30 protein-coding genes are annotated in these 26,139 nt (G+C 59.3%); 18 read left to right on the top strand and 12 right to left on the bottom strand.

Features of this window, described 5'->3' with window-relative positions; genetic code table 11:
- The first annotated feature begins 251 nt into the window (after positions 1 to 251).
- Positions 252 to 953, top strand: a complete 702-nt coding sequence (locus N434_RS01875; RefSeq protein ID WP_181423841.1) for a methyltransferase family protein — start codon at positions 252 to 254, stop codon at positions 951 to 953.
- 90 nt (positions 954 to 1,043) lie between these two features.
- Complete coding sequence (locus tag N434_RS01880; protein WP_110755698.1) at positions 1,044 to 1,760, top strand: 2'-5' RNA ligase family protein; 717 nt, start codon at positions 1,044 to 1,046, stop codon at positions 1,758 to 1,760.
- Between the two features lie 198 nt (positions 1,761 to 1,958).
- Here the strand turns inward: N434_RS01880 and N434_RS25690 are convergent, their stop codons facing one another.
- The gene (locus N434_RS25690) at positions 1,959 to 2,126 is read right to left on the bottom strand and encodes a hypothetical protein (protein WP_003503889.1); all 168 of its coding nucleotides are present in this window, start codon (positions 2,124 to 2,126) and stop codon (positions 1,959 to 1,961) included.
- A 234-nt stretch (positions 2,127 to 2,360) separates the two neighbouring features.
- On the opposite strand from N434_RS25690, the gene N434_RS01890 reads away from it, so the two are divergent.
- The 3 genes from N434_RS01890 to N434_RS01900 all read left to right on the top strand — a co-directional run bounded on the left by N434_RS01890 (position 2,361) and on the right by N434_RS01900 (position 4,523).
- Entirely contained in the window at positions 2,361 to 2,708 is a 348-nt protein-coding gene (locus N434_RS01890) for an ArsC family reductase (protein ID WP_110755700.1), read from the top strand.
- A gap of 11 nt (positions 2,709 to 2,719) precedes the next feature.
- Positions 2,720 to 3,196: a Cys-tRNA(Pro) deacylase gene (ybaK, locus tag N434_RS01895; RefSeq protein WP_110755702.1), complete on the top strand. Its 477-nt coding sequence runs from the start codon at positions 2,720 to 2,722 to the stop codon at positions 3,194 to 3,196.
- 88 nt (positions 3,197 to 3,284) lie between these two features.
- Entirely contained in the window at positions 3,285 to 4,523 is a 1,239-nt protein-coding gene (locus N434_RS01900; protein ID WP_110755704.1) for an aminopeptidase, read from the top strand.
- Between the two features lie 6 nt (positions 4,524 to 4,529).
- Here the strand turns inward: N434_RS01900 and pecM are convergent, their stop codons facing one another.
- Positions 4,530 to 5,393, bottom strand: coding sequence for a 4-hydroxybenzaldehyde efflux transporter PecM (pecM, locus tag N434_RS01905; protein ID WP_110755706.1), 864 nt, complete (start codon positions 5,391 to 5,393; stop codon positions 4,530 to 4,532).
- A gap of 81 nt (positions 5,394 to 5,474) precedes the next feature.
- Here pecM and N434_RS01910 point away from each other — a divergent pair, with 81 nt between their 5' ends.
- The 3 genes from N434_RS01910 (at position 5,475) to N434_RS01920 (ending at position 8,048) form a co-directional block, all read left to right on the top strand.
- Positions 5,475 to 5,975 (top strand): MarR family winged helix-turn-helix transcriptional regulator, encoded by a 501-nt coding sequence (locus tag N434_RS01910; RefSeq protein ID WP_174028755.1) that lies wholly within the window; start codon positions 5,475 to 5,477, stop codon positions 5,973 to 5,975.
- A gap of 108 nt (positions 5,976 to 6,083) precedes the next feature.
- Entirely contained in the window at positions 6,084 to 6,791 is a 708-nt protein-coding gene (locus N434_RS01915) for a FadR/GntR family transcriptional regulator (protein WP_110755708.1), read from the top strand.
- A gap of 54 nt (positions 6,792 to 6,845) precedes the next feature.
- Positions 6,846 to 8,048, top strand: coding sequence for a mandelate racemase/muconate lactonizing enzyme family protein (locus tag N434_RS01920; RefSeq protein ID WP_110755709.1), 1,203 nt, complete (start codon positions 6,846 to 6,848; stop codon positions 8,046 to 8,048).
- Here N434_RS01920 and xseA read toward each other — a convergent pair whose 3' ends face one another.
- Positions 8,049 to 9,647 carry an exodeoxyribonuclease VII large subunit gene (gene xseA, locus N434_RS01925; protein WP_065114643.1) on the bottom strand — a complete coding sequence of 533 codons (1,599 nt, stop codon included), beginning with the start codon at positions 9,645 to 9,647 and terminating at the stop codon, positions 8,049 to 8,051.
- A gap of 190 nt (positions 9,648 to 9,837) precedes the next feature.
- Between xseA and N434_RS01930 the strand changes: the two genes are divergently transcribed.
- Positions 9,838 to 10,080 carry a hypothetical protein gene (locus N434_RS01930; protein WP_080818188.1) on the top strand — a complete coding sequence of 81 codons (243 nt, stop codon included), beginning with the start codon at positions 9,838 to 9,840 and terminating at the stop codon, positions 10,078 to 10,080.
- Between the two features lie 12 nt (positions 10,081 to 10,092).
- Positions 10,093 to 10,464, top strand: a complete 372-nt coding sequence (locus tag N434_RS01935) for a hypothetical protein (RefSeq protein ID WP_110755711.1) — start codon at positions 10,093 to 10,095, stop codon at positions 10,462 to 10,464.
- Here N434_RS01935 and N434_RS01940 read toward each other — a convergent pair.
- Complete coding sequence (locus N434_RS01940) at positions 10,461 to 11,444, bottom strand: Gfo/Idh/MocA family protein (protein ID WP_110755713.1); 984 nt, start codon at positions 11,442 to 11,444, stop codon at positions 10,461 to 10,463. The genes N434_RS01935 and N434_RS01940 overlap by 4 nt on opposite strands.
- Before the next feature lie 180 nt (positions 11,445 to 11,624).
- On the opposite strand from N434_RS01940, the gene N434_RS01945 reads away from it, so the two are divergent.
- The 4 genes from N434_RS01945 (at position 11,625) to N434_RS01960 (ending at position 14,673) form a co-directional block, all read left to right on the top strand.
- The gene (locus N434_RS01945) at positions 11,625 to 12,185 is read left to right on the top strand and encodes an isochorismatase family protein (RefSeq protein WP_110755715.1); all 561 of its coding nucleotides are present in this window, start codon (positions 11,625 to 11,627) and stop codon (positions 12,183 to 12,185) included.
- Positions 12,185 to 13,168 (top strand): GlxA family transcriptional regulator, encoded by a 984-nt coding sequence (locus N434_RS01950; RefSeq protein ID WP_110755716.1) that lies wholly within the window; start codon positions 12,185 to 12,187, stop codon positions 13,166 to 13,168. Before N434_RS01945 ends, N434_RS01950 begins: the two co-directional genes overlap by 1 nt.
- A gap of 109 nt (positions 13,169 to 13,277) precedes the next feature.
- Positions 13,278 to 14,228, top strand: coding sequence for an aldo/keto reductase (locus N434_RS01955; RefSeq protein WP_110755718.1), 951 nt, complete (start codon positions 13,278 to 13,280; stop codon positions 14,226 to 14,228).
- A gap of 1 nt (position 14,229) precedes the next feature.
- A complete protein-coding gene (locus N434_RS01960; RefSeq protein WP_110755721.1) occupies positions 14,230 to 14,673 on the top strand; it encodes a GNAT family N-acetyltransferase in 444 nt (147 codons plus the stop codon).
- Here N434_RS01960 and N434_RS01965 read toward each other — a convergent pair whose 3' ends face one another.
- Positions 14,674 to 15,564, bottom strand: a complete 891-nt coding sequence (locus tag N434_RS01965) for a LysR family transcriptional regulator (RefSeq protein ID WP_110755723.1) — start codon at positions 15,562 to 15,564, stop codon at positions 14,674 to 14,676. It lies immediately after the preceding gene.
- A gap of 116 nt (positions 15,565 to 15,680) precedes the next feature.
- Between N434_RS01965 and N434_RS01970 the strand changes: the two genes are divergently transcribed.
- On the top strand, positions 15,681 to 16,682 hold the full coding sequence (locus tag N434_RS01970) for an aldo/keto reductase (RefSeq protein ID WP_110755963.1): 1,002 nt from the start codon (positions 15,681 to 15,683) through the stop codon (positions 16,680 to 16,682).
- A 53-nt stretch (positions 16,683 to 16,735) separates the two neighbouring features.
- Here N434_RS01970 and pheT read toward each other — a convergent pair whose 3' ends face one another.
- The 6 genes from pheT to infC all read right to left on the bottom strand — a co-directional run bounded on the left by pheT (position 16,736) and on the right by infC (position 22,686).
- A complete protein-coding gene (gene pheT, locus N434_RS01975) occupies positions 16,736 to 19,159 on the bottom strand; it encodes a phenylalanine--tRNA ligase subunit beta (protein WP_110755725.1) in 2,424 nt (807 codons plus the stop codon).
- Positions 19,160 to 19,183: 24 nt separating this feature from the next.
- Entirely contained in the window at positions 19,184 to 20,266 is a 1,083-nt protein-coding gene (gene pheS, locus N434_RS01980) for a phenylalanine--tRNA ligase subunit alpha (protein ID WP_110755727.1), read from the bottom strand.
- On the bottom strand, positions 20,259 to 21,137 hold the full coding sequence (locus N434_RS01985; RefSeq protein ID WP_065114632.1) for a phosphotransferase: 879 nt from the start codon (positions 21,135 to 21,137) through the stop codon (positions 20,259 to 20,261). Before N434_RS01985 ends, pheS begins: the two co-directional genes overlap by 8 nt.
- Before the next feature lie 175 nt (positions 21,138 to 21,312).
- Positions 21,313 to 21,717: a 50S ribosomal protein L20 gene (gene rplT, locus N434_RS01990; protein ID WP_003493358.1), complete on the bottom strand. Its 405-nt coding sequence runs from the start codon at positions 21,715 to 21,717 to the stop codon at positions 21,313 to 21,315.
- Between the two features lie 40 nt (positions 21,718 to 21,757).
- The gene (gene rpmI / locus N434_RS01995; RefSeq protein WP_003493355.1) at positions 21,758 to 21,961 is read right to left on the bottom strand and encodes a 50S ribosomal protein L35; all 204 of its coding nucleotides are present in this window, start codon (positions 21,959 to 21,961) and stop codon (positions 21,758 to 21,760) included.
- 188 nt (positions 21,962 to 22,149) lie between these two features.
- Positions 22,150 to 22,686, bottom strand: coding sequence for a translation initiation factor IF-3 (infC, locus tag N434_RS02000; RefSeq protein WP_077767695.1), 537 nt, complete (start codon positions 22,684 to 22,686; stop codon positions 22,150 to 22,152).
- A 188-nt stretch (positions 22,687 to 22,874) separates the two neighbouring features.
- On the opposite strand from infC, the gene N434_RS02005 reads away from it, so the two are divergent.
- The gene (locus N434_RS02005; protein ID WP_110755729.1) at positions 22,875 to 23,663 is read left to right on the top strand and encodes an alpha/beta hydrolase; all 789 of its coding nucleotides are present in this window, start codon (positions 22,875 to 22,877) and stop codon (positions 23,661 to 23,663) included.
- Between the two features lie 118 nt (positions 23,664 to 23,781).
- Positions 23,782 to 24,396 carry a transglutaminase-like cysteine peptidase gene (locus N434_RS02010; RefSeq protein ID WP_065114630.1) on the top strand — a complete coding sequence of 205 codons (615 nt, stop codon included), beginning with the start codon at positions 23,782 to 23,784 and terminating at the stop codon, positions 24,394 to 24,396.
- Positions 24,397 to 24,457: 61 nt separating this feature from the next.
- Here the strand turns inward: N434_RS02010 and mbfA are convergent, their stop codons facing one another.
- Complete coding sequence (mbfA, locus tag N434_RS02015; RefSeq protein ID WP_065114629.1) at positions 24,458 to 25,441, bottom strand: iron exporter MbfA; 984 nt, start codon at positions 25,439 to 25,441, stop codon at positions 24,458 to 24,460.
- Between the two features lie 138 nt (positions 25,442 to 25,579).
- On the opposite strand from mbfA, the gene N434_RS02020 reads away from it, so the two are divergent.
- A complete protein-coding gene (locus tag N434_RS02020; RefSeq protein WP_110755731.1) occupies positions 25,580 to 26,053 on the top strand; it encodes a group III truncated hemoglobin in 474 nt (157 codons plus the stop codon).
- Positions 26,054 to 26,139 lie beyond the last annotated feature (86 nt).

The following is a 26,139-nucleotide window of genomic DNA, read 5'->3' on the forward strand; positions in this document are numbered from 1 at the left end:
CGGATGCGGTTTGGTGATCGCCGGCGGCCCATGACAAGGTCGCAGAGCAGCAGCCATCCAATTCTTGCGGATATTCGCACCGTCATCGCGGCCAAGCGGCGCTCGCATATTTGACTTTTCGGCCTTTCTCGACAGAATTTCATCTGTCTCTCACGGAGTTCTGATCGCCGGTTCCACTTTGGAGGGGTACAATGCAGCCCGACAGAAGCGGATTTGGTCCGCCTGCCGGAAACATTGAGAAGAGCACATCGATGGCTTCCGATGCTGATCCGCAACCCATGTCGCGCACCGTCGCAATCCTCTACAGCCTCGGCCTGCCGCTTGGCCTGATCGCACTTGTCTTCCTGCCGGCGGGCCGCACGGACTGGCTTCCCGGATGGATATTCATTGCAGTTCTCGTCGCAGCCTTCAGCCTTTCCGCGCTGGTGCTGGCTCGTTTAAACCCGGTCATCTTTCGCGCCCGCAGCCGGTTTCAGCCCGGCACCAAAAGATGGGACCTGATCCTCGTCACCGCAATCCTGCTGGCTTTTGCCGCCGAAATTCCGGTTGCGACATTTGATGCCGCCCGGATGGAATGGTCCATCATGCCGCCCTGGGTCATCGCGGTCGGTTATATCCTGCTTGTCGGCGGCATCGCCGTCACGGCCTGGGCTCAGGCGGTCAATCCGTTTTTCGAGCCGGGTGTCCGTATCCAGAGCGAGCGCGGACAACACGTGATCACGTCGGGACCGTATGGCATCGTGCGCCATCCCGGTTACACGGCAGCGATCGCCATGTTTGCCGGCATACCGCTCGCATTGGCCTCCTGGGTGGCCCTGTTTCCCGCAGCCCTGGCCATCGCGCTGCTGATCCTGCGCACCGGCCTGGAAGACCGGCTACTTCAGGCGGAATTGCCCGGTTACGCCGATTACGCGCGAGGAAGACGCTATCGGCTGTTTCCGGGCATATGGTAAAAGCGAGTAGTTTATGTTCTTCTTTTGTTCTTTTATTTTTTACTGGCGGTGATAATATCGCGACCTTGGCAAAGGCCGTGGAGCATCGTCGTGGGTTTCGAGTTGGCGGATGAAGGAGCTTTAAAGCAGCTTTTCCTTGAGGGGCTGGGGCCGCACAGAATACGCCGATCCAGTCCGCGCTTCAGCAGCAAGATCCTGATCGTGCTGAAACCGCCAGCAGCGCTTGCGGAGAGAATCTTTGCCGATGCGTCGCACCATGCGCAAGGACGGACGAAGCGCGCGGCCTATCCGCCGGAGCTTCTGCACATCACCCTGCTCTGTATCGGATGTTTTGAAACAATGCCACATGCCCTGACAGGCAGGCTGAAGGCAGCACTTGGGGAAATCAAGGCGCGACCCGTTCCGGTCACGTTCGATGGAACATCGCTTTTCGGCAACCGCAATAGTCTGGTGCTGCGAAGCAGCCATGCCATGCCGGAGATAAACGCCCTGTCGAAGATATTGCAGCGGACGCTCCGGCGGGCAAACCTTCCCTGCGTCACGGCATCGTCGCTTACGCCACATCTCACCATGATTTATGGCTGCGGCAAAATCGAACCGATGCCGACAGGAAAACCATATAGCTGGCTGGCTGGCAGTTTCGAACTCATCTTCAGCCATAATGGTGAGACGCGACACGAGTCTCTGGGGCGCTTCGCGCTTTCAGCGAAGGCGGACCGCTACGAGCAGCCCGAGAGTCAGCTGTATTTGCCGGGAAAAGTGATCGGTCCGTCGAAGCGACCGAGACAAAGGGCAACAGCGCAATAACCTGCGCCCTTGATGGCATGGCATTCCGTGCCGAAATTATTCCGCATCCGCCGCTAGAGAGCGATGCGGGAACCTTTCCGTGTGAACAGAGGACGCTTTCGCGCCATCCGTACATCCACCGCGCCCGTCGAAAACCGATGCGGATTTCAATCCCGGGCGCAAGCGAGGCGATCTCGCCTCGCTACAAACGATACCAGCTTAGAGCTGTACCTTGTCGAAAGCCTTACCGTCAATGCCGAGGGCTTCGAGATCGGCGCGGGCGGGCTTGCGATGTGCGCGAACAGCGGCCGAAACCGAGAGCGCTGCACCGAGAACGGCGAAAGTTTCACCGAAGAAGTTACGCGATGTCTTTGCAACCTGACGCATTTTTCTCTCCATCTTTGATGCCCAGATAATGGGCATTTCCGTCCTGTTCTACAACTCATGATGTAGCAGGGAAGCCATGCAGCTTTGCTCGCGCTCGTTTGGATATCAGCTCATGCGATTTTGCATGGCTTAGGCGTCGCACCTCTCAAACGGCGCAGAGCACTTCAGCGGGCGGGTTGAATAAGGCGGATATTTTGTTATGCCGGAGAGCTTGAAGACAAAGAGGCTGGCAGCATGACGATCACCATTTACGGCATCAAGAACTGCGATACGATGAAGAAGGCCAGAAGCTGGCTGGACGCCAATGGCGTCGATTATTCTTTCCATGACTACAAGGCGTCCGGCATCGACCGCGCCCATCTGGAAACATGGTGCGATGCAGCGGGCTGGGAAACGGTTCTCAACCGCGCCGGCACGACCTTCAGGAAACTCGACGACGGCCAGAAGGCCGACCTTACCCGTGAGAAGGCCATCGGCCTGATGCTGGAACAGCCCTCCATGATCAAGCGCCCCGTGCTGGAGGCAAGGGGCAAGATAACCGTCGGTTTCAAGCCGGAAACCTACCAGACCCTTTTTGCCTGAACGTAGCCGCCATGTCCAAAACGACCCGCGCCACCCAAATGCTGACCAAGGCCGGCATTGCCTTCACCACCGTTACCTACGACTACGACCCGAATGCCGACCGCATCGGCCTGCAGGCGGCCGAGGCGATTGGGGAACCGCCGCATCTGGTGCTGAAGACACTGATGGCGGAGCTGGACGGCAAACCGGTCTGCGTCATTGTTCCCTCAGACCGTGAGGTGAGCATGAAGAAGCTTGCCGCGGCTTTCGGTGGCAAATCCGCCAGCATGATGAAACCTGCCGATGCGGAGAGGGCAACCGGTTATCATGTCGGCGGCATCAGTCCTTTTGGACAGAAGAAGCAGGTGCCGACGGCCATCGAGGCCGGAGCCATGGCGCATGACCATGTCTACATGAATGGCGGACAACGTGGTCTGCAGGTGAGGCTTTCGCCCCGCGATGCGCAGACAGCCCTGAGGGCCATTGCCGCTTCGCTGGTCGCCGATTGAAGCACGGGGAACATTCCTGAAAGCATTTGGCTTTCAGGAGGAATGGGCTATGGTCGGCGCCTCCTGTTGAAATAGACGAAGGCAGATCATGACCGTTTCTCCCATCGATCCCGTCAAACTCGAAAAACTGGCCGAAGTTGCCGTAAAAGTCGGCCTGCAATTGCAGAAGGATCAGGATCTCGTGATCACTGCGCCGCTGGCGGCGCTGCCGCTGGTGCGGCTTTTGACCAAACACGCCTATCTGGCGGGTGGCGGGCTGGTCACCACCTTCTATTCCGACGAAGAAACCACGCTTTCGCGCTACCGCCACGCCAGCGACGCGAATTTCGACCGGGCTTCCGGCTGGCTTTATGAAGGCATGGCGAAGGCCTATGCCAATGGCGCGGCGCGGCTGGCGATTGCCGGCGATAACCCGATGCTGCTGGCCGAGCAGGACCCGGCCAAGGTGGCGCGCGCCAACAAGGCCAATTCCACCGCCTACAAGCCCGCGCTGGAGAAGATTTCCAACTTCGACATCAACTGGAACATCATCTCCTATCCGAACCCCTCCTGGGCAAAGCAGGTCTTTCCCGATCTTGCCGAGGACGAAGCCGTTCGCAAGCTTGCCGATGCCATCTTCGCAGCATCGCGGGTGGATGTGGCCGATCCGGTCGCAGCCTGGGCGCAGCACAATGCCAATCTCGCCAAACGTTCGGCATGGCTGAATGGCGAGCGCTTCTCGTCGCTGCACTTCACCGGCCCCGGCACGGATGTGACGATCGGGCTGGCGGACGGCCATGAATGGCACGGCGGCGCTTCCACCGCCAAGAATGGCGTGACCTGCAACCCGAATATTCCGACCGAGGAAGTGTTCACCACGCCGCATGCGCTGCGCGTGGATGGCTACGTGTCCAGCACCAAACCCCTGTCGCATCAGGGAACGCTGATCGACGATATCCAGGTAAAATTCGAAGGCGGCCGCATCGTCGAAGCCAGGGCTTCGAAAGGCGAAGCGGTGCTGAACAAGGTTCTCGACACCGATGAGGGTGCACGGCGTCTCGGCGAAGTGGCGCTGGTGCCGCATTCCTCACCGATCTCGGCAAGCGGCGTCCTGTTCTACAACACGCTGTTTGACGAAAATGCGTCCTGCCACATCGCGCTTGGCCAATGCTACTCGAAATGTTTCCTAGACGGCGCTTCGCTGTCACAGGAGCAGATCAAGGCGCAGGGCGGCAATTCCAGTCTGATCCATATCGACTGGATGATCGGTTCCGACAAGGTGGATATTGATGGCGTGAAGCCGGATGGCTCCACGGTTCCGGTGATGCGCAAGGGCGAATGGGCCTGACGGTATCTATCTCGGCAACTGGCTGCGCTGACTGAGCCAGATGCTGAAAAGCACCGCGACGAAACCGGCGATCTGCGCTGGCGTAAGGCTTTGGCCGAGCGCCAGCCAGCCCAGCAACGTCGCCACGACAGGGCTTAGAAAACCGAGCGACGCGGCGGCGGAAGGTTCGATGCGGGCAAGCCCACGAAACCACAGAAGATAGGTAAGCGCCGCACCAATGAGGCCGAGATAGGCCATGCCAAGGATATTGGCAGCGGTTGGTGTTGGCAGGGCCGGTTCCAGAGCATAGGCGACAGGCAGCAGGAGAATTCCGCCCGCCGTCAATTGCCAGGCCGTGAAGGTGAGATTGGAGACCGGCGGGCGCCATTTGCGGGTCAGCACCGTCCCGAAGGCCATGGACACGGCGCCGGCAAGACCTGCGGCAACCCCGATACCATCCAGCCCCGCACCGGGTGTCAGAACCAGAAGCGCCACGCCCGCAATGCCCAATAACCCGGCAGCGATGGCGAGTGGCCTGACCGGCGCAGCCAGAAACAGCCGGGAAAGGCCAATGACGATGAGCGGCTGCACCGCACCCACCGTGGCCGCCACGCCGCCCGGCAGCCGATAGGCCGAAACGAAAAGCATTGCCCAGAAGAACGAAAAATTCAGCGCGCCGAGAATGAAGCTGCGCGGCCACCAGATGCCTTGCGGCAGCTTGCGGACGAGAAGCAGCAGCAGGATGCCGGCCGGCAATGCGCGCAGCATGGCGACATGCAGAGGGTAGCCCTGCGGCAGGAATTCCGTCGTGACGAAATAGGTGGTTCCCCATATGGCGGGAGCAAGTGCGGTCACCAGCACATCGGTGGCATAGGTGGTATTTTTCTTCATTTCAAGAATCTCTACATCAAGATAAATCCAACTTAGTCGATTTTATCTTGACGTCAAGATATCAATTGTTATGCCTTGGTGATGAGCAAAGAACCGCTGGACCACGTCGATCAAATTCTCGCGCAATGGCGCAAGGAGCGGCCCGATCTCGATGTCGGCCCCATGGGCCTGCTCGGACGCCTGAGCCGGCTCAGCACACATCTTGGCCGCGAGGTGGAGGCGGTGCTGCTGAAGCACGGGCTTTCTTCCTCCGCTTTCGATGTATTGGCGACATTGCGGCGCTCCGGCCCGCCCTACCGGCTTTCCCCCGGCGATCTGCTGGCCATGACCATGGTGAGTTCCGGCACCATGACCAACCGGATCGACCAGCTCGAAAAAGCGGGGCTGGTGGAGCGCGTTCACAATCCGCAGGACCGGCGCAGCGTCCTGATCTCACTGACGAAAAGCGGCCTCACCATTGTCGAGGAAGCGGTAGGCGCACACGTCGAGAACCAGCATCGTCTGGTCGCTCATCTCAGCGAAGAGGAACGTGAGGTGCTGAACCGGCTGCTGAAGCGGTTTTTGAAGGAATTCGAAGAGTAGGTTTGCGAACCGGCAAACTCGCAATCGCCTCACGAAATGGCGCTTGTTTCGGCGCAAAAAATCCTGTAAGCACTTTTCCATAAACCTGTACTACAGGTTGGAGGAAAAATGTATAACGCCATTTCGCATGAATCCGGCCTCGTCAGCAGCACGATCGGCGCGATCACCCGCCATATTCGCGAAAACGAGCTTGCACCCGGTGCGAAGCTGCCCAGCGAGCTTTCGCTGTCGCAGCAACTCGGCGTTTCGCGCACCGTCGTTCGCGAAGCTTTCCGGTCGCTGTCAGCCATGCGGCTGATCGACGTCAGCGCCGGCAAGCGTGCCACGGTGGCGACCCTGGATCATGGCGCGATGTCGCTGATGTTCGAGCACGGCATCCACACCGAACAGATCAACATCCAGCAGATCTATGACGTACGCCGCACCATCGAGGTCAGAACCGTGACACTCGCGGCGCTCAGGCGAACGGATGCGGAGGCGCTCGTCATTCTCGACCACGCCAACAGCATGGAGCGGGACTTCGGCGACAACGACAAGGTCATGGAACATGATCTGGCGTTTCATCTCGCCATCGCCAGAGCTTCCAAGAATGCGGTTTTCGAGCTCATTCTCGGCGCCTTCCAGAATGTAACACGCCAGACATGGCCGATCGGCTGGAAAAGCCGCACGTCCGATGCACAGCGCAGCGCCACGGTCACGCTTCACATCGCAATCGGACAGGCCATTGCCGCAGGCGACCCGCAAACCGCCTCAACGCTGATGGCACGGCATTTCGATGAAAGCGTGCATGCGCTTCTGGCGGCCGGCATCGCCTGATTTTTTCAACACGATCCCAGACGTAAGACTGACTGCCTCCGGAGGAGAAACTTCATGAAAATCACGAAACTCGAGACCGTCCGCGTGGCGGAACGGGCAAACCTGCTCTGGGTTCTGGTCCACACGGATGAGGGTATTACCGGGCTGGGCGAAACCTTCTTCGGCGCGGAGACGGTTGAAACCTATGTGCATGAATATATCGCACCCCGCGTCATCGGCCGCGATCCGTTGCAGATCGATCTTCTGGCTCAGGACCTTGTCGGTTATCTCGGCTTCCGCTCGTCGGGTGCGGAAGTGCGCGGCAATTCCGCCTTCGATATCGCGCTATGGGATATTTTCGGCAAGGCCACCAACCAGCCGATCGCCCAGCTTCTCGGCGGTTTCAGCCGCAGGGAAATCCGCACTTACAATACCTGCGCGGGCACGGAATATATCAAGAAGGCGACCGGCCAGCAGACAGCGAATTACGGCCTGTCCGACAGTAAAAACTATGACGATCTGAACGGCTTCCTGCACCGGGCGGACGAGCTTGCCCATTCGCTGCTGGAAGACGGGATCACCGCCATGAAGATCTGGCCGTTTGATGCGGCGGCGGAAAAGACGCGCGGGCAATACATCTCGATGCCGGACCTGAAAAGCGCGCTCGAGCCGTTTGAAAAAATCCGCAAGGCGGTGGGCGACAAGATGGATATCATGGTGGAGTTTCACTCCATGTGGCAGCTTCTGCCCGCCATGCAGATCGCCAGGGCGCTCACCCCCTACCAGACCTTCTGGCATGAAGACCCGATCAAGATGGACAGCCTTTCCAGCCTGACGCGGTATGCCGCCGTTTCGCCCGCGCCGATTTCCGCATCGGAGACGCTGGGTTCCCGCTGGGCCTTCCGCGACCTGCTGGAAACCGGTGCCGCCGGCGTGGTGATGCTTGACATCAGCTGGTGCGGCGGGCTTTCGGAAGCACGCAAGATCGCTTCCATGGCGGAAGCTTGGCATCTGCCGGTCGCGCCGCATGATTGCACCGGGCCGGTGGTGCTCTGCGCCTCCACGCATCTGTCGCTCAATGCGCCGAACGCGCTGGTGCAGGAAAGCGTGCGCGCCTTCTACAAGACCTGGTATCGCGATCTCGTCACCGCCTTGCCGGAAGTGAAAAACGGCATGATCACCGTGCCGCCGGGCGCCGGTCTCGGCATGGAGCTGCATCCGGATATCGAAAAGACCTTCACCGTCAGCCGCCGTTTTTCGGATGCGGATTCGATCTGATCAAAACAGACTGCCCTGATTGCCGGGGCCTGAAGAAGCCGGTTTCGCCGGCTTCTTTTTTTGCGCGGCGGCGGCATCCGGCGACGGCGTTCCCTCTCCCGTTGTGATGGCGGAGACGCGACCGTCGGCAAATTCCATAGACACGACAGCGCCGGAAGCAATGGCCGCGGCACGGGTCAGCGGCCGGTTCTCTTCATCACGGATCACGGCATAACCGCGCTTCAGCACGTTCTTGTAAGAGAGCGATTGCAGGATACGATCATGAGCGGCAAGACCCGAGCGGTTCTGCGCCATGCGATGCAGGACGGCGGTATCGGCCCGGCGTGCGGCTGTGACGACCCGTTCCTTCTGCCGCTCCAGCTGGCCAAGCAGGCGGGCGGGCAACGAACGCAGTGCGGAATCGAAGGCATCCACGCGGCCTTTGCCCTGCAACAGACGGCGCTCCACCAAAGTCTCGGCCCGGTGCATGCGCTCGGTGATCCGCTGCCTATGGTGCTTGAGACCGTTCAGCAAGGTTTCCGGCCTGAGGCCCGAGGCTGAGCGCTCGAAGGCGCGGCGCTTGTTCAGCGTGGTCAATTCCAGTCCCCGACCGAGACCGCCCGCAGCCTCGTCGAACCGGCGGCGCGGCAGGGCCAGAAGCTGGTCGAGCGACGGCAGCGCCCGCACCAGCGCCCGCAAGCCCTGGCGGCGATTGTCCATCTGCCGTGACACCGAGCCGGAAAGACGGGCAGCAAGGCCGGAAAGCTGAGCCTCCAGCTCGGCGCGCACCGGCACGGCAATTTCGGCGGCCCCCGTCGGTGTCGGAGCACGCACATCGGCGGCATAGTCGATCAATGTCGTATCGGTCTCATGTCCCACGGCGGAAATCAGCGGGATTTCGCTCTCGGCTGCGGCACGTACAACGATTTCATCGTTGAAGCTCCAGAGATCCTCCAGACTGCCGCCGCCACGCGCGACGATCAGCACATCGGGACGCGCAATCTCGCCACCGGGCTTAAGCGCGTTAAAGCCGCGAATGGCGTTCGCCACTTCCTCGCCCGAACCTTCGCCCTGCACCTTGACCGGCCAGACAACGACATGGACGGGAAAGCGATCCGAAATGCGGTGAAGAATATCGCGAATGACGGCACCCGTGGGCGACGTGACAACGCCGATGACGTGCGGCATGAACGGCAGGCGGCGTTTACGGGCAGGATCAAACAACCCTTCCGCCGCCAGACGCCGGCGGCGATCTTCCAACAGTGCCATCAACGCACCGGCACCGGCAGGCTCCAGGCTTTCAATGACGATCTGGTATTTCGAGGAACCGGGAAAGGTAGTGATCTTGCCGGTGGCGACCACTTCCATGCCCTCCTCCGGGCGGAACTTCAGCCGCGAAAACGTGCCCTTCCAGATCACCGCATCGATGCGGGCGCGATCATCCTTCAGTGAGAAATAAGCGTGGCCGGAAGAATGCGGGCCGCGATAGCCGGAAATCTCGCCGCGCACCCGCACCTGCTCGAAAGCCGTCTCCACCGTGCGCTTGATGGAACCCGACAGTTCGGACACCGAGAACTCGGCAAGATTGCTCAATGCGGCGTGGGAGAAGATATCGCTCATGACCGTTTGTAACCAAAAGCCGTCGATTCGGAAATGCCGGCGCCCGCCAGCCCGATTTTAACGGCGATGAAACCATATCCTCAACTAACGAGTTGGGAAAATAGGGATTGGAGGGGAAAACAAGGGTTCGTTAGGGAAGAAGACGCTAGGTCTTGTCCTAGGCCCGGCAACCAAAGAGGAGGCGGCATCCATGATTTTTCTTACCGCCACAGTGCTTGGCGTAACCGCAGTTGCGTTGCGTTCTGTCTTCAGCATCATCTTCATCTGCATGATGATTATCGGCGCTTATGGTGTAGCAATGGCGCTTTCTTCCACGGCCGTGCCGTTGATGTCGCTGCTTTTGGCGCTTGCCGGTTATAATTTCGGCGTCGTCGGTGTTGTCATCGGCCTTCTCGTGCTGCAACGCCCACGCTCCACGCAGCCGACGCTTTAAAAGCTCACGACCTTGAGACTTCCGCACTTCGCGTTGACCGAGATTTGCGGATTGGCCGCTGACCTTACCGTCACCTGCCTGCTCATTTTCTATCTCGGTGTCGATCCGCTGGCCACCCGATTGCCCGGTGCGGTGGCAGGCGTGGCGACGAGCTGGCGGCTGAACCGCTCCAACAGCGGTGCACCCGCCACATTGAGCGTTTTTCTCATGAATGCCGTGACGCTCACCGCCCGCATCGTCGGCGTCGGGCTGTTTATGCTGCTGCAGTGGCGCAACCCGCTGGTCCAGCCGCTTATCCCGCTCGCCTTTTCAGCATTCGCGGCATTGCTGCTGGCGCTTTACGGCTACCGACGGCTGCAAAAACAGCAGTTGGACCGGGATTAAACCGTTTCCCAACCGTCCTTTTCAGCTGCCCGATAGATAGCGTCGATAAAAAGCTGGTTCTTCCGCGAGCTTTCCAGCGTGACGACTTCGCCCTCGCCCTTTGCCGCCCGGGCAAAAGCCTCCGCCTCCAGCTTGTATTGACGGCTATCCTGAAACCGGAAGATTTGCGACTGGTTATGGGCCTGATTGGTCAGCTCGATCTCTTCCGCACCCCAGCGATTGGCGTTGAAAGGGGATTTGACCTCGATGTAACCATCCGTGCCGTGGAAGACCATGAGCTGACGGGCCGCAAGCTGGGTCGACAGATAAAAGCTCAGTTCGAAATCGCCGAAATCAGCCCTGACGCTGGAATAGATATCCGTACCGAATTCCCTGTCGCGCTCAACTGTGGCCTGCACGCGCTTCGGCTCCGCGCCGGTGGCAAAACGGGTCACAATGGTTGGGTAGACGCCGATATCCGGCAGGGCGCCGCCGCCCAGTTCGGGAATATTGCGCATGTTACCGGGATCGCGATTGAAATAGCTGAAAGCGCCCTGCACATGTTTCAGCGTGCCGATGGCGCCCGATGCCAGCAACTGCTTCACCTTGGCCCAGACCGGCGCATAGGTGACCATGAAGGCCTCGGACACAACAACGCCGTTGCGGTCGCGCGCGCCGATGAGCGTATCGATCTCTTCCGCTTTCAGCGCAATCGGCTTTTCGCACAGAACATGTTTGCCGGCATCTGCGGCCTTGATGGTCCATTCCACATGCTGGGAGGTGGGAAGCGGGATATAGACCGCATCGATCACATCCGATGCCAGCATCTCCTCATAAGAACCGAAGGCATGCGGCACGGAAAAACGCTCGGCCACTGCACGCGCTTTGGCGTGATCGCGGCTGGCGATGGCGCTGACCACACAGTTTTGCGCATCCTGTATTGCCGGAATGACGTGATCCTGAGCGATCTTCGCCGTTGAGATTATTCCGAAGCGCAGCATTCCCGTTCTCCCGCTCTGCCATCCAGCGGAAACTTACCACTGTCACACGGTCTGGCAAGCCGCAGGCATGTATTGAATAGAAGATGGCCGGATTTGTCCTGCCTTTGTCGGTCCGGTTGCTTTTATCTGCACTCTCAAAGGGGAATTATGATATGCATAATCCCAATGGAGAAACCAGAAATGTCCTCTTCTCACACCGCGCTGCTCGTCATCGACGTTCAGGAATCGTTTCGGCATACCCCTTATTTCGAGGAAAGCGGGCTAGCCGCCTATCTGGAGAAACAGCAGGCATTGATCGACGGCGCCAAGGCCGCGGGAATTCCCGTTGTTCAAATCTTCCATGTCGATGGCGACAAGGCCTTCTCGAAAGACAGCGGCTATGTCCGCGCGCTGGAGGGTGTGGAGATCGCACCCGACGTGACCTTCCACAAGAACCGTCATTCGGCTTTTGCCGGCACCGGTCTTGAAATCTGGCTGACGCAGAAAGGTATCAACCGGCTGATCGTCTCCGGCATCCGCACTGAACAATGCTGCGAAACGACCACCCGGCACGCTTCCGATCTCGGCTACAGCGTCGATTACGTCACCGAGGCGACGCTGACCTTTCCGATGACACATGCCTCCGGCACGGTGTTCAGCGCCGACGATATCCGTAAACGCACCGAGCTGGTGCTGGCGGGGCGCTTCGCGCGCATCGCCACGGTGAACGACGCGCTTGCAACCTTGAAAGAAGCGGCCTGATGGATAAAGGCGGCACACGCATCATTCCGTTTTATACGCTTGTGCCGCCGCACGCGCTGTTGCTCGATATTGCCGGTCCCCTGCAGGTGATCCGTTATGCCAATGACGAGCAAAGCGACATTTTTTTCGACTGCCGCTACATTGCGGCAAGGGACAGGCAACAATCCTCGATCGGCCTTGACCTTTGCGGTCTGGAGGCTCTGCCCGGGGCGCTTCCGGAAAATGCGTTTCTCTTGATCTCCGGCAGCACTTCACGTTCCGAGAGCGAGCCGGAAACGCGGCGCGAGCGGCAGGCATTGACGGCATGGCTGGGCCGCGTCGCGCGTGTCGATACTACCGTCATTTCCATCTGCTCCGGCGCGTTGCTGGCGGGAGAGGCCGGACTTTTCGACGGGCGAAGCTGCACGACGCATGCCGATTGCATCGAGGCGCTGCGACGCATCGCGCCATTGTCCCAGGTGGCCGAAAACCGACTGTTCGTCGAGGATGGAAATCGCTTTTCAAGCGCGGGCATCTCCACCGGCATCGATCTCATGCTGCATGTGGTTTCCCGGCTGACATCCCCGGCCGTTGCAGCGCGTATTGCAAAAACCATGGTTGTCTATCTGAGGCGCAACGGCAGCGATCCGCAAATTTCGCCCTGGCTGACAGGCCGTAACCACATGCACCCCGCCATTCACCGCGTGCAGGACCGGGTGATGGCAGAGCCAGCGCAGGACTGGTCACTTGAAGGCCTGGCCGATATTGCAGCCCTCAGCGAAAGGCATCTGTCGCGCCTGTTTCGCGAACATACCGGCATCAGCGTCATAGACTACGTCAATCTGATGCGGGTCAATTTGGCCCGTGATATTCTCGCCAATAGCCGTCTCGATATGGAGACGATCGCGGAACGGGCGGGGTTTGCCTCTGCCCGGCATTTGCGGCGCGTGTGGCAACAGCATAATCACCTTCCGCCCAGCCACTATCGCGGCTATCGGAGCTGATCTCTCCGGCTTCCGTCTGTTGCCTGATGAGTGCCATCAAAGGAATTGAATGGTTATGCGGATGAGCAGTTGCTAACCTTGCCACAAAGTCAGCAACAGGAGCATTCCCGTGGAAAAACGAAGCCTCGGCCGCACCGGCCTCTCCATCGCCCCGATCGTCTTTGGCGGCAACGTGTTCGGCTGGACAGCGGATGAGAAGACTTCCTTTGCCCTGCTCGATGCATTTTTCGATGCCGGGTTCAACGCCATCGACACGGCGGATGTCTATTCCGCCTGGGTGGACGGGCATGAGGGCGGCGAATCCGAAGCCATTATCGGCAAATGGCTGAAGCAATCGAGCATCAAGCGCGAGGATGCGGTGATCGTCACCAAGGTCGGTTTTGACAATCGCGGCCAGAAGACCGGCCTCAGCGCCAAGTGGATCGCAGAGGCTGTCGAAGCCTCGCTGAAGCGGCTGCAGACCGACTATATCGACCTCTACCTCGCCCACAAGCCGGATGCAGAGGTGCCGCTGGAGGAGACGCTTGCCGCCTTTGCAAAACTGAAGGAACAGGGAAAAATCCGCGCCATTGGCTGCTCCAACTATTCGGCCAGCCAGCTTCAAGACGCGCTGGATACGGCTGCAAAAAACAGTCTTCCGCGTTACGATGTGCTACAGCCGGAATATAATCTCTACAACCGTGCGGATTTCGAAGGTCCGCTTGCTGATCTCTGTGTGAAGGAAGAGATTGGCGTCATCAACTACTACAGCCTCGCCGCCGGTTTCCTAACCGGGAAATACCGTGCCAAGGCCGATACGGAAGGCGTTGCCCGCAGCTATCGCGTCGGCGAATATGTCAACACGCGTGGCCTTGCCGTTCTGGGCGCGATGGATGCCGTGGCGGTAGAGACGGGGGCCAAGCTCGCCGATATCGCGCTCGCCTGGCTGTTGCGGAAAAAGGCGATAACCGCGCCGATTGCCAGCGCCACCAGCCTTTCGCAGCTTGAAAGCTTCAAACGCGCCGTCGAGTTGAAACTGACCGATGAAATGATGACCCTTCTCGACAAGGCGGGCGCATAAGATGGAACTTGCAATTCGTGACGCTGAGCCGGCTGACCGGGCGGAATGGCTGCGACTCTGGAACGATTACCTCGCTTTTTATGAGGTTGAGCTTGCCAATGACGTCACCGACCATACCTGGGCGCGCATCCTTGATCCCACATCCCGTGTTTCGATGCGTGTGGCCGTGCTGGGTGACAGGATGGCGGGTTTCGCCATCCACCACTTCCACGATTCCACCTGGGTGAAGACGCCGGATTGCTATCTGGAGGATTTGTTCGTCGATGGAGAAATCCGCGGCAAGGGAACGGGCCGGGCGCTGATGGACGATCTTATCACCATCTGCAAGGAAAAGGGCTGGTCGCGGCTATACTGGCACACGGGCGAAGACAACCACCGCGCCCAGAAACTTTACGACAGCTACGTGAAAAGCGACGGCCATATTCGCTATCGCATCAAGTTCTGATCAGCCCCGGAAGCGGAAAAAATCCACAAAAGCCCTCAGCGCCGGACGCATCTGCCGGCGGGAGGGATAATAGATATAAAAGCCGTCAAAGGGTGCGCACCAGTCCTCCAGCACGCGGATGAGCCTGCCCTCCCTGATATCGTCCTCGACGCGCTGCTCGAAGACGAAGGCGAGCCCTGCCCCGTCTATCGCCGCCCGGCGAATGAGGCTCTGGTCCGACAGGATCAAAGGTCCCTGCACATCGACCACCAGCGGCTTGCCGTTCTTCTCCAGTTCCCAGCGATAGATAAGACCACTGGCGAAACGGCGGCGAATACAGCGATGCCGGATGAGATCCCTGGGATCGCGTGGCGGTGGATTTTCCGCAAAATAGGACGGAGAACCAACAATTGCGCCGCGCCATGCGCCGCTGGCCTTCACCGCAATCATATCCGCGTCGAGGTGCTCCCCGAGCCGCAGCCCGGCATCGAAACCCTTTGCGACAATATCTTCAAAACGGTCGTCGGTTGAGATTTCGAGGGAAATGTCGGGATAGAGCCGCAGGAACTCACCCAAACGCGGCACGATGAGATCCTCGGCGGCCAGTCTCGGCAGGGTGATGCGCAGGGGGCCGGCCGGTCTCCCGCCATGTTCGGCAAGCGCCTCAATGACCGCATCGATATCTGCAAGCGCCGGACCCAGTGTTTCGAGAAGCCGCCTCCCCTCCTCTGTCGGCGAAACGCTGCGGGTGGTACGATGAAGCAGACGCAGGCCAAGGCTTGCCTCCAGTGACGAGACGGCATGGCTGACGGCCGAGGGCGCAATGGCGAGTTCAGCCGCAGCCTTGCGGAAGCTGCGGCCTTCGGCAACGGCGGCGAGGACGGCCAGCTGGGAGAGTTGCACACGGTTCATTGTTCTAAATGATAGAACAACCCAAGTAGATTTGCAGCGATTATTTTTATCGCCATGAGACGCTATTTTCTGATCACGCCCTGATGACGGGCGGTTCCTTATGGAAGGACGAACAGATGAAACAAAGAACCCTTGGAAACAACCTATCCGTTTCGGCGCTTGGTCTCGGCTGCATGGGGATGACCCATGCCTATAGCCCGACCGGCGATGAAAGCAGCGCAATAGCGACGCTGCATCGCGCCGTCGAACTCGGCGTCACCTTTTTCGATACGGCAGAGGTTTATGGGCCTTACAATAACGAGATTCTCGTCGGCAAGGGTTTGAAGCCCTACCGCGACAAGGTGGTCATCGCCACCAAGTTCGGTTTCAGGATCGACACCAGCAAACCCGCAGGCCAGATGATGGTGGGCACCGACAGCCGGCCGGAAAATGTGCGTGCCGTCGCCGAAGCCTCGCTCAAACGTCTTGGCATCGATGCCATCGACTTGTTTTACCAGCATCGCGTCGATCCCGATGTGCCGATCGAAGAGACGGTCGGGGCCATGGCGGAGTTGGTGAAGCAAGGCAAGGTGAAACATCTCGGCCTTTCCGAAGCCAGCGCCGAAACGCTTCGCAAGGCCCACGCCACCCATCCGATTACGGCCATTCAGAGCGAATATTCGTTGTGGACCCGCGATGTGGAGGAAAACGGCGTGCTGGAAACCTGCCGTGAGCTCGGCATTGGTTTTGTCCCCTTCAGCCCGCTTGGACGCGGGGCTCTGACGGGCGCGCTGAAGTCACTCGATGGCCTCGCCGCCGATGATTTCCGTCGCGGCCTGCCGCGCTTCCAAAGCGAAAACTTCGACGCCAATCTGGCGCTTATCCAGCTTCTGGAAGACATGGCGGCTGAAAAGGGCGTTACCGCCGGGCAACTGGCGCTCGCCTGGGTGCTGGCACAGGGCGACTTCATCGTTCCTATCCCCGGCACCACAAAAATCGCCAATCTGGAGAAAAACGTCGCTGCAGCGGATGTTTCGCTGACGGCGGAGGAAGTTGCGAGCCTTGGCGCCCTCCTCTCGCCGGCAAAGGTTGCGGGGGAACGCTATCCCGCGCGCATGTCCCAGATGGCCAACCGCTAAAAACAAAAAAAGCCGCGGCAACCGCCGCGGCTTTTTCATTCCGTCGTCGGTTTTCAGGCGCGCAGAACGCCGCCTGTCGACTTCTCGACATTGCCAACGATCTTGGCCGTCAGCGCCTCGAAATCCTCATCCGTCAAGGTCTTGTCGACCGGCTGGATCTGCACTTCGATGGCGACCGACTTGCGGTTTTCGCCGAGCGACGCACCCTCGAAGATATCGAAGACATTGACGCTGGTGATCAGCTTGCGGTCGGCGCTCGTCGCGGCCTTGATGATGGCACCCGCCTCGACAGACTTGTCGACCACGAAGGCGAAGTCGCGCTTGACGGCCTGGAAAGGCGAAAGCTCAAGTGCGGGCTTGGTACGGGTCGCCTTCTTCTTCGGCTCCTGCATGGCATCGAGATAAATCTCGAAACCGCAATAGGCGCCGGAAACATCCAGTTCGGACAGGGTCTTCGGATGGAATTCACCGAAATAACCGAGCACGACCTTCGGGCCCATCTTGATCGTGCCAGAACGGCCGGGGTGATACCAGGAAGGCGCACCGGCTTCGATCTGCACATTGGCCATGGGCAGGCCGCAGGCTTCCAGCACCGAGAGCGCATCAGCCTTGGCGTCATAGACATCCACCGGCTTGCCGCCGCCCTTCAAAGCATTGGACCACATGCGGCCGCTGCCTGCGAGCGAGGCCGTGCCACGGCGGACACCGCCGGCAACACGGCGCTGCTTCTCAGGCGTATCGCCCTCATAGGTGCCGGAAACCTCGAAAATCGCGACGTCACTATGCCCCTTGTCGGCATTGCGCTGGGCGGCGGTGAGAAGGCCGGGCAGCAACGAGGGCCGCATGTCCGACATATCGGCCGCAATCGGGTTGGCGAGCTTCAGGGCCGGCGAACCGCCACCGAAGAGCTTCGCCTGCGCTTCCGGGATGAAGGACCACGTGACGGCCTCCAGCATGCCACGGCTTGCCAGGGCACGGCGCGCGGTACGCGTGCGGATCTGCAATGTGGTCAGGATACGGCCATTGACGGCACCGAAGTTTTCCAGCGGTTCCGGCTTGATATTGTCGACGCCGTGAATGCGCATGACTTCTTCCACCAGATCAGCCTTGCCGTCGACATCAGAACGCCAGGACGGGACGGTAACGGATACGCGCTCGCCCGTTCCCTCGACACCGAAACCGAGGCCCTTGAGAATGGTGAGGCTCTCTTCCGCCGAAACCTCCAGACCCGTCAGGCGTTTCACTTCCGCGAGCGGGAAATCCACGATCTTGGGCTGATGGCCCTTGTAACCGACAACCCGGGCTTCGCCAGCGACGCCGCCGCAGAGTTCCAGAACCAGTTCGGTGGTGCGCTCCAGACCCGGAACCATGTATTCCGGATCAACGCCGCGCTCGAAACGATAACGCGCATCGGTGATGATGCCGAGCGAACGGCCGGTCTTGGCGATGTTGATCGGATCCCAGAGAGCGGATTCGATCAGCACGTCGACGGTATTGTCATCGCAGCCGGAATGTTCGCCGCCCATGACGCCGCCGATGGACTCGAGGCCTTTCCCGTCGGCGATGACGACATTGTTCGGGCCGAGCTTATATTCCCGCTGGTCGAGTGCGAGGATGGTTTCTCCCTCTTTCGCACGACGAACCGTAAGATCGCCCTTGACCTTGGCGGCGTCGAAGACGTGCATCGGCCGGCCCTGATCGAAGGTCATGTAGTTGGTGATGTCGACAAGCGCGTTGATGGGGCGCAGGCCGATTGCCATCAGGCGCTGCTGCATCCATTTCGGGCTCGGGCCGTTCTTCACGCCGCGCACGATGCGCAGCGAAAAGCCGGGGCAAAGCGCCGCATCGTCCAGTTCCAGCTTCACATCAACGGGCGTTGCGCCTTCCACCTTGAAGGACGGCGCAGGCCTTGTCTTCAGCTTGCCGAGACCGGAAGCCGCAAGGTCACGGGCAATGCCGTAGATCGAGGTGCAGTCAGGGCGGTTCGGCGTCAGGTTGATCTCGATGACCGGATCGTCTAGGCCGGCATAGGCGGCAAAGGACGTGCCGACAGGGGCATCCTGCGGCAGATCGATGATACCGTCATGATCGTCGGAAATGTTGAGCTCCTTTTCGGAGCACATCATGCCGTGGCTTTCGACGCCGCGAATTTTGCCGACAGCAAGGGTGACATCGATACCCGGGACATACACGCCGGGACGAGCCAGCGCACCGACAAGGCCGGCGCGTGCATTCGGCGCACCGCAGACGATCTGCACCGGCTTGCCGTCACCGGCATCGACCATCAGCACCTTGAGGCGGTCGGCCTCAGGATGTTTTTCAGCGGAAACCACCTTGGCGATGACGAAAGGCTTATAAGCCGCCTTGTCGTCAACTTCTTCGACCTCGAGGCCGATAGCCGTCAGCCGCTCGCAAATCTCATCCAGCGTCGCATCGGTATCCAGATGCTCTTTCAGCCAGGAAAGAGTGAATTTCATGTCTTTGCTCCTTGGCTAACCGGATTAAACGCTCAAACCGCCGAACAGCGTCGGCATGTCGAGCGGGCGGAAGCCGTAATGGTTCATCCAGCGGACATCGGCGTTGAAGAAATCGCGCAGATCAGGCATGCCGTATTTCAGCATGGCGATGCGGTCGAGGCCCATGCCCCAGGCAAAGCCCTGATATTCGTCCGGGTCCAGCCCACCGGCGCGCAGCACGTTCGGGTGCACCATGCCGCAGCCGAGAATTTCCATCCAGTCGTTACCTTCGCCGAACTTGACGATCGGGCCGGAACGGTCGCACTGGATATCCACCTCGAAGCTCGGCTCCGTGAAGGGGAAGAAGGACGGGCGGAAGCGCATGACGACGCTGTCGACCTCGAAGAAGGTCTTGCAGAACTCTTCCAGCACCCAGCGCAGATTGCCGACATGCGCCTTCTTGTCGATGACAAGGCCTTCGACCTGATGGAACATCGGCGAATGGGTGGCGTCGGAATCCTGACGGTAGGTCTTGCCGGGAATGACGATGCGGATCGGCGGCTTCTGGCTTTCCATGGTGCGGATCTGCACCGGCGAGGTGTGCGTGCGCAGCACCTTGCGCTCACCGTTTTCATCCGGCTGGAAGAAAAAGGTGTCGTGCATTTCGCGGGCCGGATGGCCTTCAGGGAAATTCAGCGCCGTGAAGTTGTAATAATCGGTCTCGATGTCAGGACCTTCGGCGATCGAGAAACCCATATCCGCGAAGATGGCGGTGATTTCATCGACGATCTGGCTGATGGGATGAATGCGGCCGCGCTCGGCCGGGGACTGGCGAACCGGCAGGCTGACATCCACCGTTTCCGCCTTCAGGCGGGCGGCGATGGCGGCGTCCTTCAGCGCGTTCTTGCGTTCGCCGATAAGATCGGTGATCTCAGTCTTGAGCTGGTTGATGGCAGCCCCCCGGGTCTGGCGCTCTTCCGGCGTCATGCTTCCAAGCGTCTTCAGAAGCTCCGAAACCGAGCCCTTCTTGCCCAGCGCGGAAACGCGCACGGCTTCGATGGCCGGCTCATCGGCAGCAGCGGCGATCTCCGACATCAATTGCGATTTCAAGGTATCAAGTTCAGTCATCTTTTCCTGCCTTGCCGGTCTTTTTAACAGCGGCTTCGGGGTTCACAGCATTCATCAGATAGTCGGTCGCCATGATAAAGCGTCGCAGATCACTACCCATCCGCACGCGCCCGATCAACCGGGCAAGCGGTAAAAATCGCCCGAGAATGCCGGTCAGGCGACACAATTCTTCCAGCGCCCGGGGCGGGGCGTTTTCACGCCAGCGGGAAAAGGCGGCATCACAGGTTTTCGGCGCATCGCAGGCGCGTGTCGCGACCTGCAGAAACAGCAGCCATATATCGCGGGCCTGCGCCGTTTCCAGCGGCATGACCTCCTGAGGACGCTCCTCGAAATCCATGAAACCGACACGACCGTCTTCGAGAAAGAAGTCGCGCACATGCGGACGGCCGTGGCAGAGACCTGCCGCATGCAATTCGCCAAGCGCCTCCGCCGATTTCACGAGCAGGGCGTCGTGTTCCGCCGGTTTTGCGGCCTTTATCGCGTCCATGCGCTCCATGATGGTGGGGCCGACATCCCCCAGGACAACGGCCGTCAGCGAGGAATAAATGATGGGCGGAACGGGGAACCCGCGAGCCCTGAAGGCCTCCAGCGTTTCGAGTTCCCGGCGCATCAGGCCCGCGCCATCAAGCGGCGGCGATGGGCGCATGAAGGTATAAGGAAGCAGCTTTGCGAGAAGGGCCTGCAGCTTTATCCACCAGGACAGCGTTTCCGTACCCTGGCGCTTGATCCAGACGGTGGCGGCGGAAAGCTCGAGTTTCTGCACACGGCGCTCGCTTTTAAGCAAAGCCCGCATCAAGGCTGCGATATCGCCATCTTCGAGATGGACGTGGAAACCCTTCGCCTTTTCCGCCTCGCTTGCGGCAACCAGCATTTTTGCCCCCCAATGGCGCCTGCCGACCAAAAGCCGGATGCTCCACCCTTTTGGCAACCTCTGGGCAAAAGCGTTACCATCTTTGCCGAAACTGCCGTGAATTTCAAAAAAACGAAAACCCGCGCCGGAGAACCGGCGCGGGTTTCAAATGAACAACAGATTGTCCGCGCCGTAATTACTTTACAGCGGTTTCAAACTCGTTGGCCGTACCAGCATCCTTGAGGTACTCAAGCGCCTTCTTCGCTGCTTCGACGAGCGCGCCGAATGCTGCCGGCTCATGGATAGCCATGTCGGACAGAACCTTGCGGTCGACTTCGATGCCAGCCTTGTTCAGGCCGTCGATGAAGCGGCCATAGGTCAGGCCGAATTCGCGAACAGCAGCGTTGATACGCTGGATCCACAGAGCGCGGAAGTTGCGCTTGTTGACCTTGCGGTCGCGGTAAGCGTACTGCTTGGAACGATCCACGGCAGCCTTTGCTGCGCGGATGGTGTTCTTGCGGCGGCCGTAGAAGCCCTTGGCTGCCTTGAGTGTCTTGGTGTGCTTGGCGCGGGAAGTTACGCCACGTTTTACGCGTGCCATGTCATGATCTCCTTAAAGTGTCCAAAAGTGCGGAAAAGTCTCAGAGACCGTTCGGCAGGTAGTTCTTGACGACTTTCTTGCCGTCAGCTTCGGCGAGAACCATGGTTCCGCGCGCGTCGCGAATGAACTTGTTGGTACGCTTGATCATGCCGTGGCGCTTGCCGGCGGCGGCTGCAACAACCTTGCCGGTTGCGGTGATCTTGAACCGCTTCTTTGCAGCGGACTTCGTCTTCATCTTGGGCATTTTGCTACTCCGTTTTTGTATCGAAACAGGCAGACGAGGCCTATTTCAAGCTATTCAGGAACGGCCTCGGCATGCCCTGCCGGACCGTTCGGACGCGCGCTTATAACCGCAGTCGGCTAAAAGCGCAACGGGGAAAGCAAACTTCCCCTTGCGATGGTGATTCATGCGACCGCAGAGGCCGGCGCAAATTATTTCGGGGCGAGAACCATCATCATCTGACGGCCTTCCAGCTTCGGCTCGGCTTCCACCTTGGCAATCGCCTGGGTGTCTTCCTTCACCTGGAGGAGAAGCTTCATGCCGAGTTCCTGGTGGGCCATTTCGCGGCCGCGGAACTTCAGCGTTACCTTCACCTTGTCGCCATCATCAAAGAAACGACCCATAGCCTTCATCTTCACGTCATAGTCATGCGTGTCGATGTTGGGGCGCATCTTGATTTCTTTGACCTCGACGATCTTCTGTTTCTTGCGCGCTTCAGCGGCCTTTTTCTGGGTCGAGTACTTAAGCTTGCCGAGATCGAGGATCTTGCATACCGGCGGTTCAGCGTTCGGCGAAATCTCGACGAGATCGAGACCGGCCTCTTCCGCCATTTTCAAAGCCTGATCCGTCGGCATGCTACCGAGGTTCTGGCCCTCTTCATCAATAAGCTGAACTCTGGGAACCCGAATTTCCCGGTTGGAGCGCGGCCCCTCCTTGACGGGGGCATCGGCTTTGAAAGGTCTGCGAATGGTCGTATTCTCCTGATCTGTTTCTGGATCACGTCAGCAAAAAAACAGCTTGTTTGGTACAAGCGGCGGAAATGTCGTTATTGCCGTGGCGAAGTCAATAGCATATCTGCCCGAAAAGATCACCTGTCGCCACGGTTTTTGCAAATACGCCGCCGATATCGCACGAAAATCAGGAGAATTGCATATACATGACCGAACAAGCCGCTGAATTCCTGCAGATAGGGGTGGGCGACGACGCCCGCGACATCGCCTTTATCCATCGCCACGCAACATCACAGCCCGACGCACCCATGCTGGTGTGGCTGGGCGGTTACCGTTCCGACATGACGGGAACCAAGGCGGTCGAACTCGATCGTTTTGCGGCGGAAAACGGTCTTGCCTGCCTGCGGCTCGATTATTCAGGGCACGGCGCTTCCGGCGGTGATTTCAAAAGGGGCACGATCTCGAGATGGCTGGAAGAGGCTATCGCCGTGGTGCGCGCAAAGTCGTCATCCCGTGTCGTTCTCATCGGCTCGTCCATGGGCGGATGGATCGCGCTGCGCATGGCCGAAGAGTTGCGGAAAGGCGACAGCGCACCCTCCGTCGCCGGCCTCGTCCTGATTGCGCCCGCGCCGGACTTCACCGCGGAACTGATAGAGCCCAGCCTGACGGACGCAGAAAAGACGTCCCTGCTGGAAAAGGGCTATTTCGAGGAACACTCGGAATACAGTCCCGAACCCAACATCTTCACCCGCGCATTGATGGAAGACGGCAGGCAGAACCGCGTTTTGCAGGGCATCATCACCACCGGCTGCCCCGTTCACATTCTGCAGGGCATGCGCGATCCCGATGTTCCATATCAGCACGCCCTGAAACTCGTCGAACATCTTCCCGCCGACGACGTGGTGCTGACGCTGATCCGCGACGGTGACCACCGGCTCTCCCGGCCCCAGGATATCGACAGGATGCTTGCGGCCGTCAAAACCCTTGCAATATAGGTATTTCCGCAACGCTCTTAACCATATTCAACGAGTCTTGCGCGCCACCGGTTGCTAATGATTGACTCCTACCCCCCAACCCTCTTAACTTTTCGTTAAGAATTAAGGGACGGGTTTCATGATGAACGTACCGCTGGCGCGTGCGCTGCTGTCTGCAGTTGCCGCCGGGCTAATGACTGCTGCCTCCGCCATGGCGGAAACCAAGGGAAGCCCTTCCATGGTGACGGGCGGGATTACCTCCCAGCCGATCGGCCATTACGAGTTCTGTCAGAAATATGCGGATGAATGCAACATCCGCAGCAAGACGACACCGCCGCCGCGCGTGACGGATTATGGCTGGAGCGTCGTTCGCGAGATCAACACCTCCGTCAACACCACCATCGTGGCGATGACCGATCAGGAAATCTACGGCAAGGACGAAGTCTGGGAATATCCGACGACCGCCGGCGATTGCGAAGACTTCGTGCTGCTGAAGCGCAAGAAGCTGATCGAGCGCGGTTTTTCCGTGGCTGACCTGCTCATTACCGTCGTGCGCAAGCCGGATGGCGAGGGTCATGCCGTGCTGACGCTCCGCACCACCGACGGTGACTATATTCTCGACAACCTTACCGACGACGTGAAGCTCTGGACCGACACCAACTATACCTATCTGAAACGGCAGGCGTCCTTTAATACCGGCCGCTGGGTTTCCATCGAAGATGGTCGTGACGTTCTGGTCGGTGCATTGCGCTGATCGATGGGATATAGCTCCAAAGAAAAAAGCCCGCAGCGTCTGCTGCGGGCTTTTTCATTTACTAGCCATTGCCGATGATGATGCCGGCTGCCAGCACCAGCGAACCGCCAAGCACAACCTGAAACACCGCCCGCAGGAACGGCGTTTCCATGAAGCGGTTCTGAATGAAGGCGATGGCCCAGAGTTCCACGAAAACGACGATGGCGGCAATCGCCGTCGCCGTCCAGAAATGCGGAATGAGATAGGGCAGCGCGTGGCCCAGGCCGCCTATGGCCGTCATGATACCCGAGGCAAAACCCCTTTTTACCGGGGAACCACGGCCCGAAAGCTTGCCATCGTCATGGGCGGCCTCGGTAAAGCCCATCGAAATGCCCGCGCCCACGGAGGCTGAGAGGCCGATCAGGAAGGTTTGCCAGGTATCCTGCGTGGCGAAAGCAGCGGCGAAGATCGGCGCAAGCGTCGAGACGGAGCCGTCCATCAACCCCGCAAGGCCCGGCTGCACATAGGTCAGAAGAAATTGCCGCCTGGCCGTTTCCGCCTCTTCGGACTTGCCGTCCTCATCGAGGTGTTTTTCTTCCAGCCGTTGGGCAATGTCTTCGTGCCCCCGCTCCGCCTCGGCCAGATCGCCCAGCAGCTTGCGTGTCGAGGCATCGGTGGTTCGCTTGACGGCTTCATCGTAAAACCGGATCGCCTGACTTTCCATCAATTCCGCCTGAGCGCGAATTTTCTCCAGCGACAGGTTCTTCACCAGCCAGTCCGGTGTGCGCTCGTAAAATCCGCGCACATGTTCGCGACGGATCAGCGGAATGGTTTCTCCGAAACGGCGGCGATGCATGTCGATCAGCACATTTCGATGCTGCTGCTCGACTTCGGCCATATCATCAAAAACCTTTGCCGATTGCGGATATTGCGCCCGCAGATGATCGGCATAGGAGCGGTAAATACGGGAATCATCTTCCTCGGAAGAAATGGCGAGTGCCAGTATTTCCTGCTCGCCGAGCGAGGAGAAGGGGCGTTTGGAAAGGGAAAAAAGACTGCGGAACATGGCTGAAACCTTTTTAGAATAATTCTAAATACAGCGGCACGGCGTCACAATCAAGCCTTTTAGAATGATTCTAATACGTCAAAGCGTCGCATTGCGGAGGACCACCAGACGGCGTAAATTCAAAGAAAAGGAAGCACGATGCAGGACCCAATCGCGGCAAAGGCCGCCCATAATGCAGACATCCAGCACAGGGCTGAACGAGCCATGGCTGAGATCGGCGTCGATGCCGGTTTCATCGATCTGCTGGTGGAGACATTTTACGGCCGCGTTCTGAACCACCCGGCGCTCGGGCCGGTCTTCGATGCGCGGCTGGCCGGGCGCTGGCCGGAACACATGGCCAAGATGAAACAGTTCTGGTCAGCCGTCGCCTTCAAGAATGGCGCCTATGGCGGCAAGCCGGTGCAGGCGCATCTTGGCGTAAAAGGCATGTCGGCCGAACTTTTCCCGCAATGGCTCGCGCTGTTTTCGGCAACGCTCGATGACATCGCGCCGAGCAGGGAGGCCCATGACTGGTTCATGGAAACGGCGGAACGCATCGCCAGAAGCCTGACACTTTCGCTGTTTTATAATCCTGCAATGGACGATCCGGCATTAAGACGCGGCACATCGTAACGCCGTATACGGAAGCACAAAAAGGCGCGGCAAGGCAGCAATCGACAGGTGTCGCCAAAGAGCGCGCAAGTTTCGAACATTCCCCC

Source organism: Rhizobium sp. UGM030330-04, assembly GCF_003208455.1.
GTDB classification, from domain to species: domain Bacteria; phylum Pseudomonadota; class Alphaproteobacteria; order Rhizobiales; family Rhizobiaceae; genus Agrobacterium; species Agrobacterium rhizogenes_A.

Bases quoted from the DNA above. Each gene is read 5' to 3' on its own strand.
- N434_RS01890 (WP_110755700.1), top strand. From the start codon at position 2,361: ATGACGATCACCATTTACGGCATCAAGAACTGCGATACGATGAAGAAG.
- N434_RS01970 (WP_110755963.1), top strand. From the start codon at position 15,681: ATGAAACAAAGAACCCTTGGAAACAACCTATCCGTTTCGGCGCTTGGT.
- N434_RS02005 (WP_110755729.1), top strand. From the start codon at position 22,875: ATGACCGAACAAGCCGCTGAATTCCTGCAGATAGGGGTGGGCGACGAC.
- N434_RS01875 (WP_181423841.1), top strand. From the start codon at position 252: ATGGCTTCCGATGCTGATCCGCAACCCATGTCGCGCACCGTCGCAATC.
- N434_RS01915 (WP_110755708.1), top strand. From the start codon at position 6,084: ATGTATAACGCCATTTCGCATGAATCCGGCCTCGTCAGCAGCACGATC.
- pecM (WP_110755706.1), bottom strand. From the start codon at position 5,393: ATGAAGAAAAATACCACCTATGCCACCGATGTGCTGGTGACCGCACTT.
- N434_RS01930 (WP_080818188.1), top strand. From the start codon at position 9,838: ATGATTTTTCTTACCGCCACAGTGCTTGGCGTAACCGCAGTTGCGTTG.
- N434_RS01965 (WP_110755723.1), bottom strand. From the start codon at position 15,564: ATGAACCGTGTGCAACTCTCCCAGCTGGCCGTCCTCGCCGCCGTTGCC.
- xseA (WP_065114643.1), bottom strand. From the start codon at position 9,647: ATGAGCGATATCTTCTCCCACGCCGCATTGAGCAATCTTGCCGAGTTC.
- N434_RS01900 (WP_110755704.1), top strand. From the start codon at position 3,285: ATGACCGTTTCTCCCATCGATCCCGTCAAACTCGAAAAACTGGCCGAA.
- N434_RS02010 (WP_065114630.1), top strand. From the start codon at position 23,782: ATGATGAACGTACCGCTGGCGCGTGCGCTGCTGTCTGCAGTTGCCGCC.
- N434_RS01940 (WP_110755713.1), bottom strand. From the start codon at position 11,444: ATGCTGCGCTTCGGAATAATCTCAACGGCGAAGATCGCTCAGGATCAC.
- N434_RS01945 (WP_110755715.1), top strand. From the start codon at position 11,625: ATGTCCTCTTCTCACACCGCGCTGCTCGTCATCGACGTTCAGGAATCG.
- N434_RS01920 (WP_110755709.1), top strand. From the start codon at position 6,846: ATGAAAATCACGAAACTCGAGACCGTCCGCGTGGCGGAACGGGCAAAC.
- N434_RS01950 (WP_110755716.1), top strand. From the start codon at position 12,185: ATGGATAAAGGCGGCACACGCATCATTCCGTTTTATACGCTTGTGCCG.
- mbfA (WP_065114629.1), bottom strand. From the start codon at position 25,441: ATGTTCCGCAGTCTTTTTTCCCTTTCCAAACGCCCCTTCTCCTCGCTC.
- N434_RS25690 (WP_003503889.1), bottom strand. From the start codon at position 2,126: ATGCGTCAGGTTGCAAAGACATCGCGTAACTTCTTCGGTGAAACTTTC.
- N434_RS01910 (WP_174028755.1), top strand. From the start codon at position 5,475: ATGAGCAAAGAACCGCTGGACCACGTCGATCAAATTCTCGCGCAATGG.
- rpmI (WP_003493355.1), bottom strand. From the start codon at position 21,961: ATGCCCAAGATGAAGACGAAGTCCGCTGCAAAGAAGCGGTTCAAGATC.
- pheS (WP_110755727.1), bottom strand. From the start codon at position 20,266: ATGACTGAACTTGATACCTTGAAATCGCAATTGATGTCGGAGATCGCC.
- ybaK (WP_110755702.1), top strand. From the start codon at position 2,720: ATGTCCAAAACGACCCGCGCCACCCAAATGCTGACCAAGGCCGGCATT.
- N434_RS02020 (WP_110755731.1), top strand. From the start codon at position 25,580: ATGCAGGACCCAATCGCGGCAAAGGCCGCCCATAATGCAGACATCCAG.
- N434_RS01985 (WP_065114632.1), bottom strand. From the start codon at position 21,137: ATGCTGGTTGCCGCAAGCGAGGCGGAAAAGGCGAAGGGTTTCCACGTC.
- N434_RS01960 (WP_110755721.1), top strand. From the start codon at position 14,230: ATGGAACTTGCAATTCGTGACGCTGAGCCGGCTGACCGGGCGGAATGG.
- rplT (WP_003493358.1), bottom strand. From the start codon at position 21,717: ATGGCACGCGTAAAACGTGGCGTAACTTCCCGCGCCAAGCACACCAAG.
- pheT (WP_110755725.1), bottom strand. From the start codon at position 19,159: ATGAAATTCACTCTTTCCTGGCTGAAAGAGCATCTGGATACCGATGCG.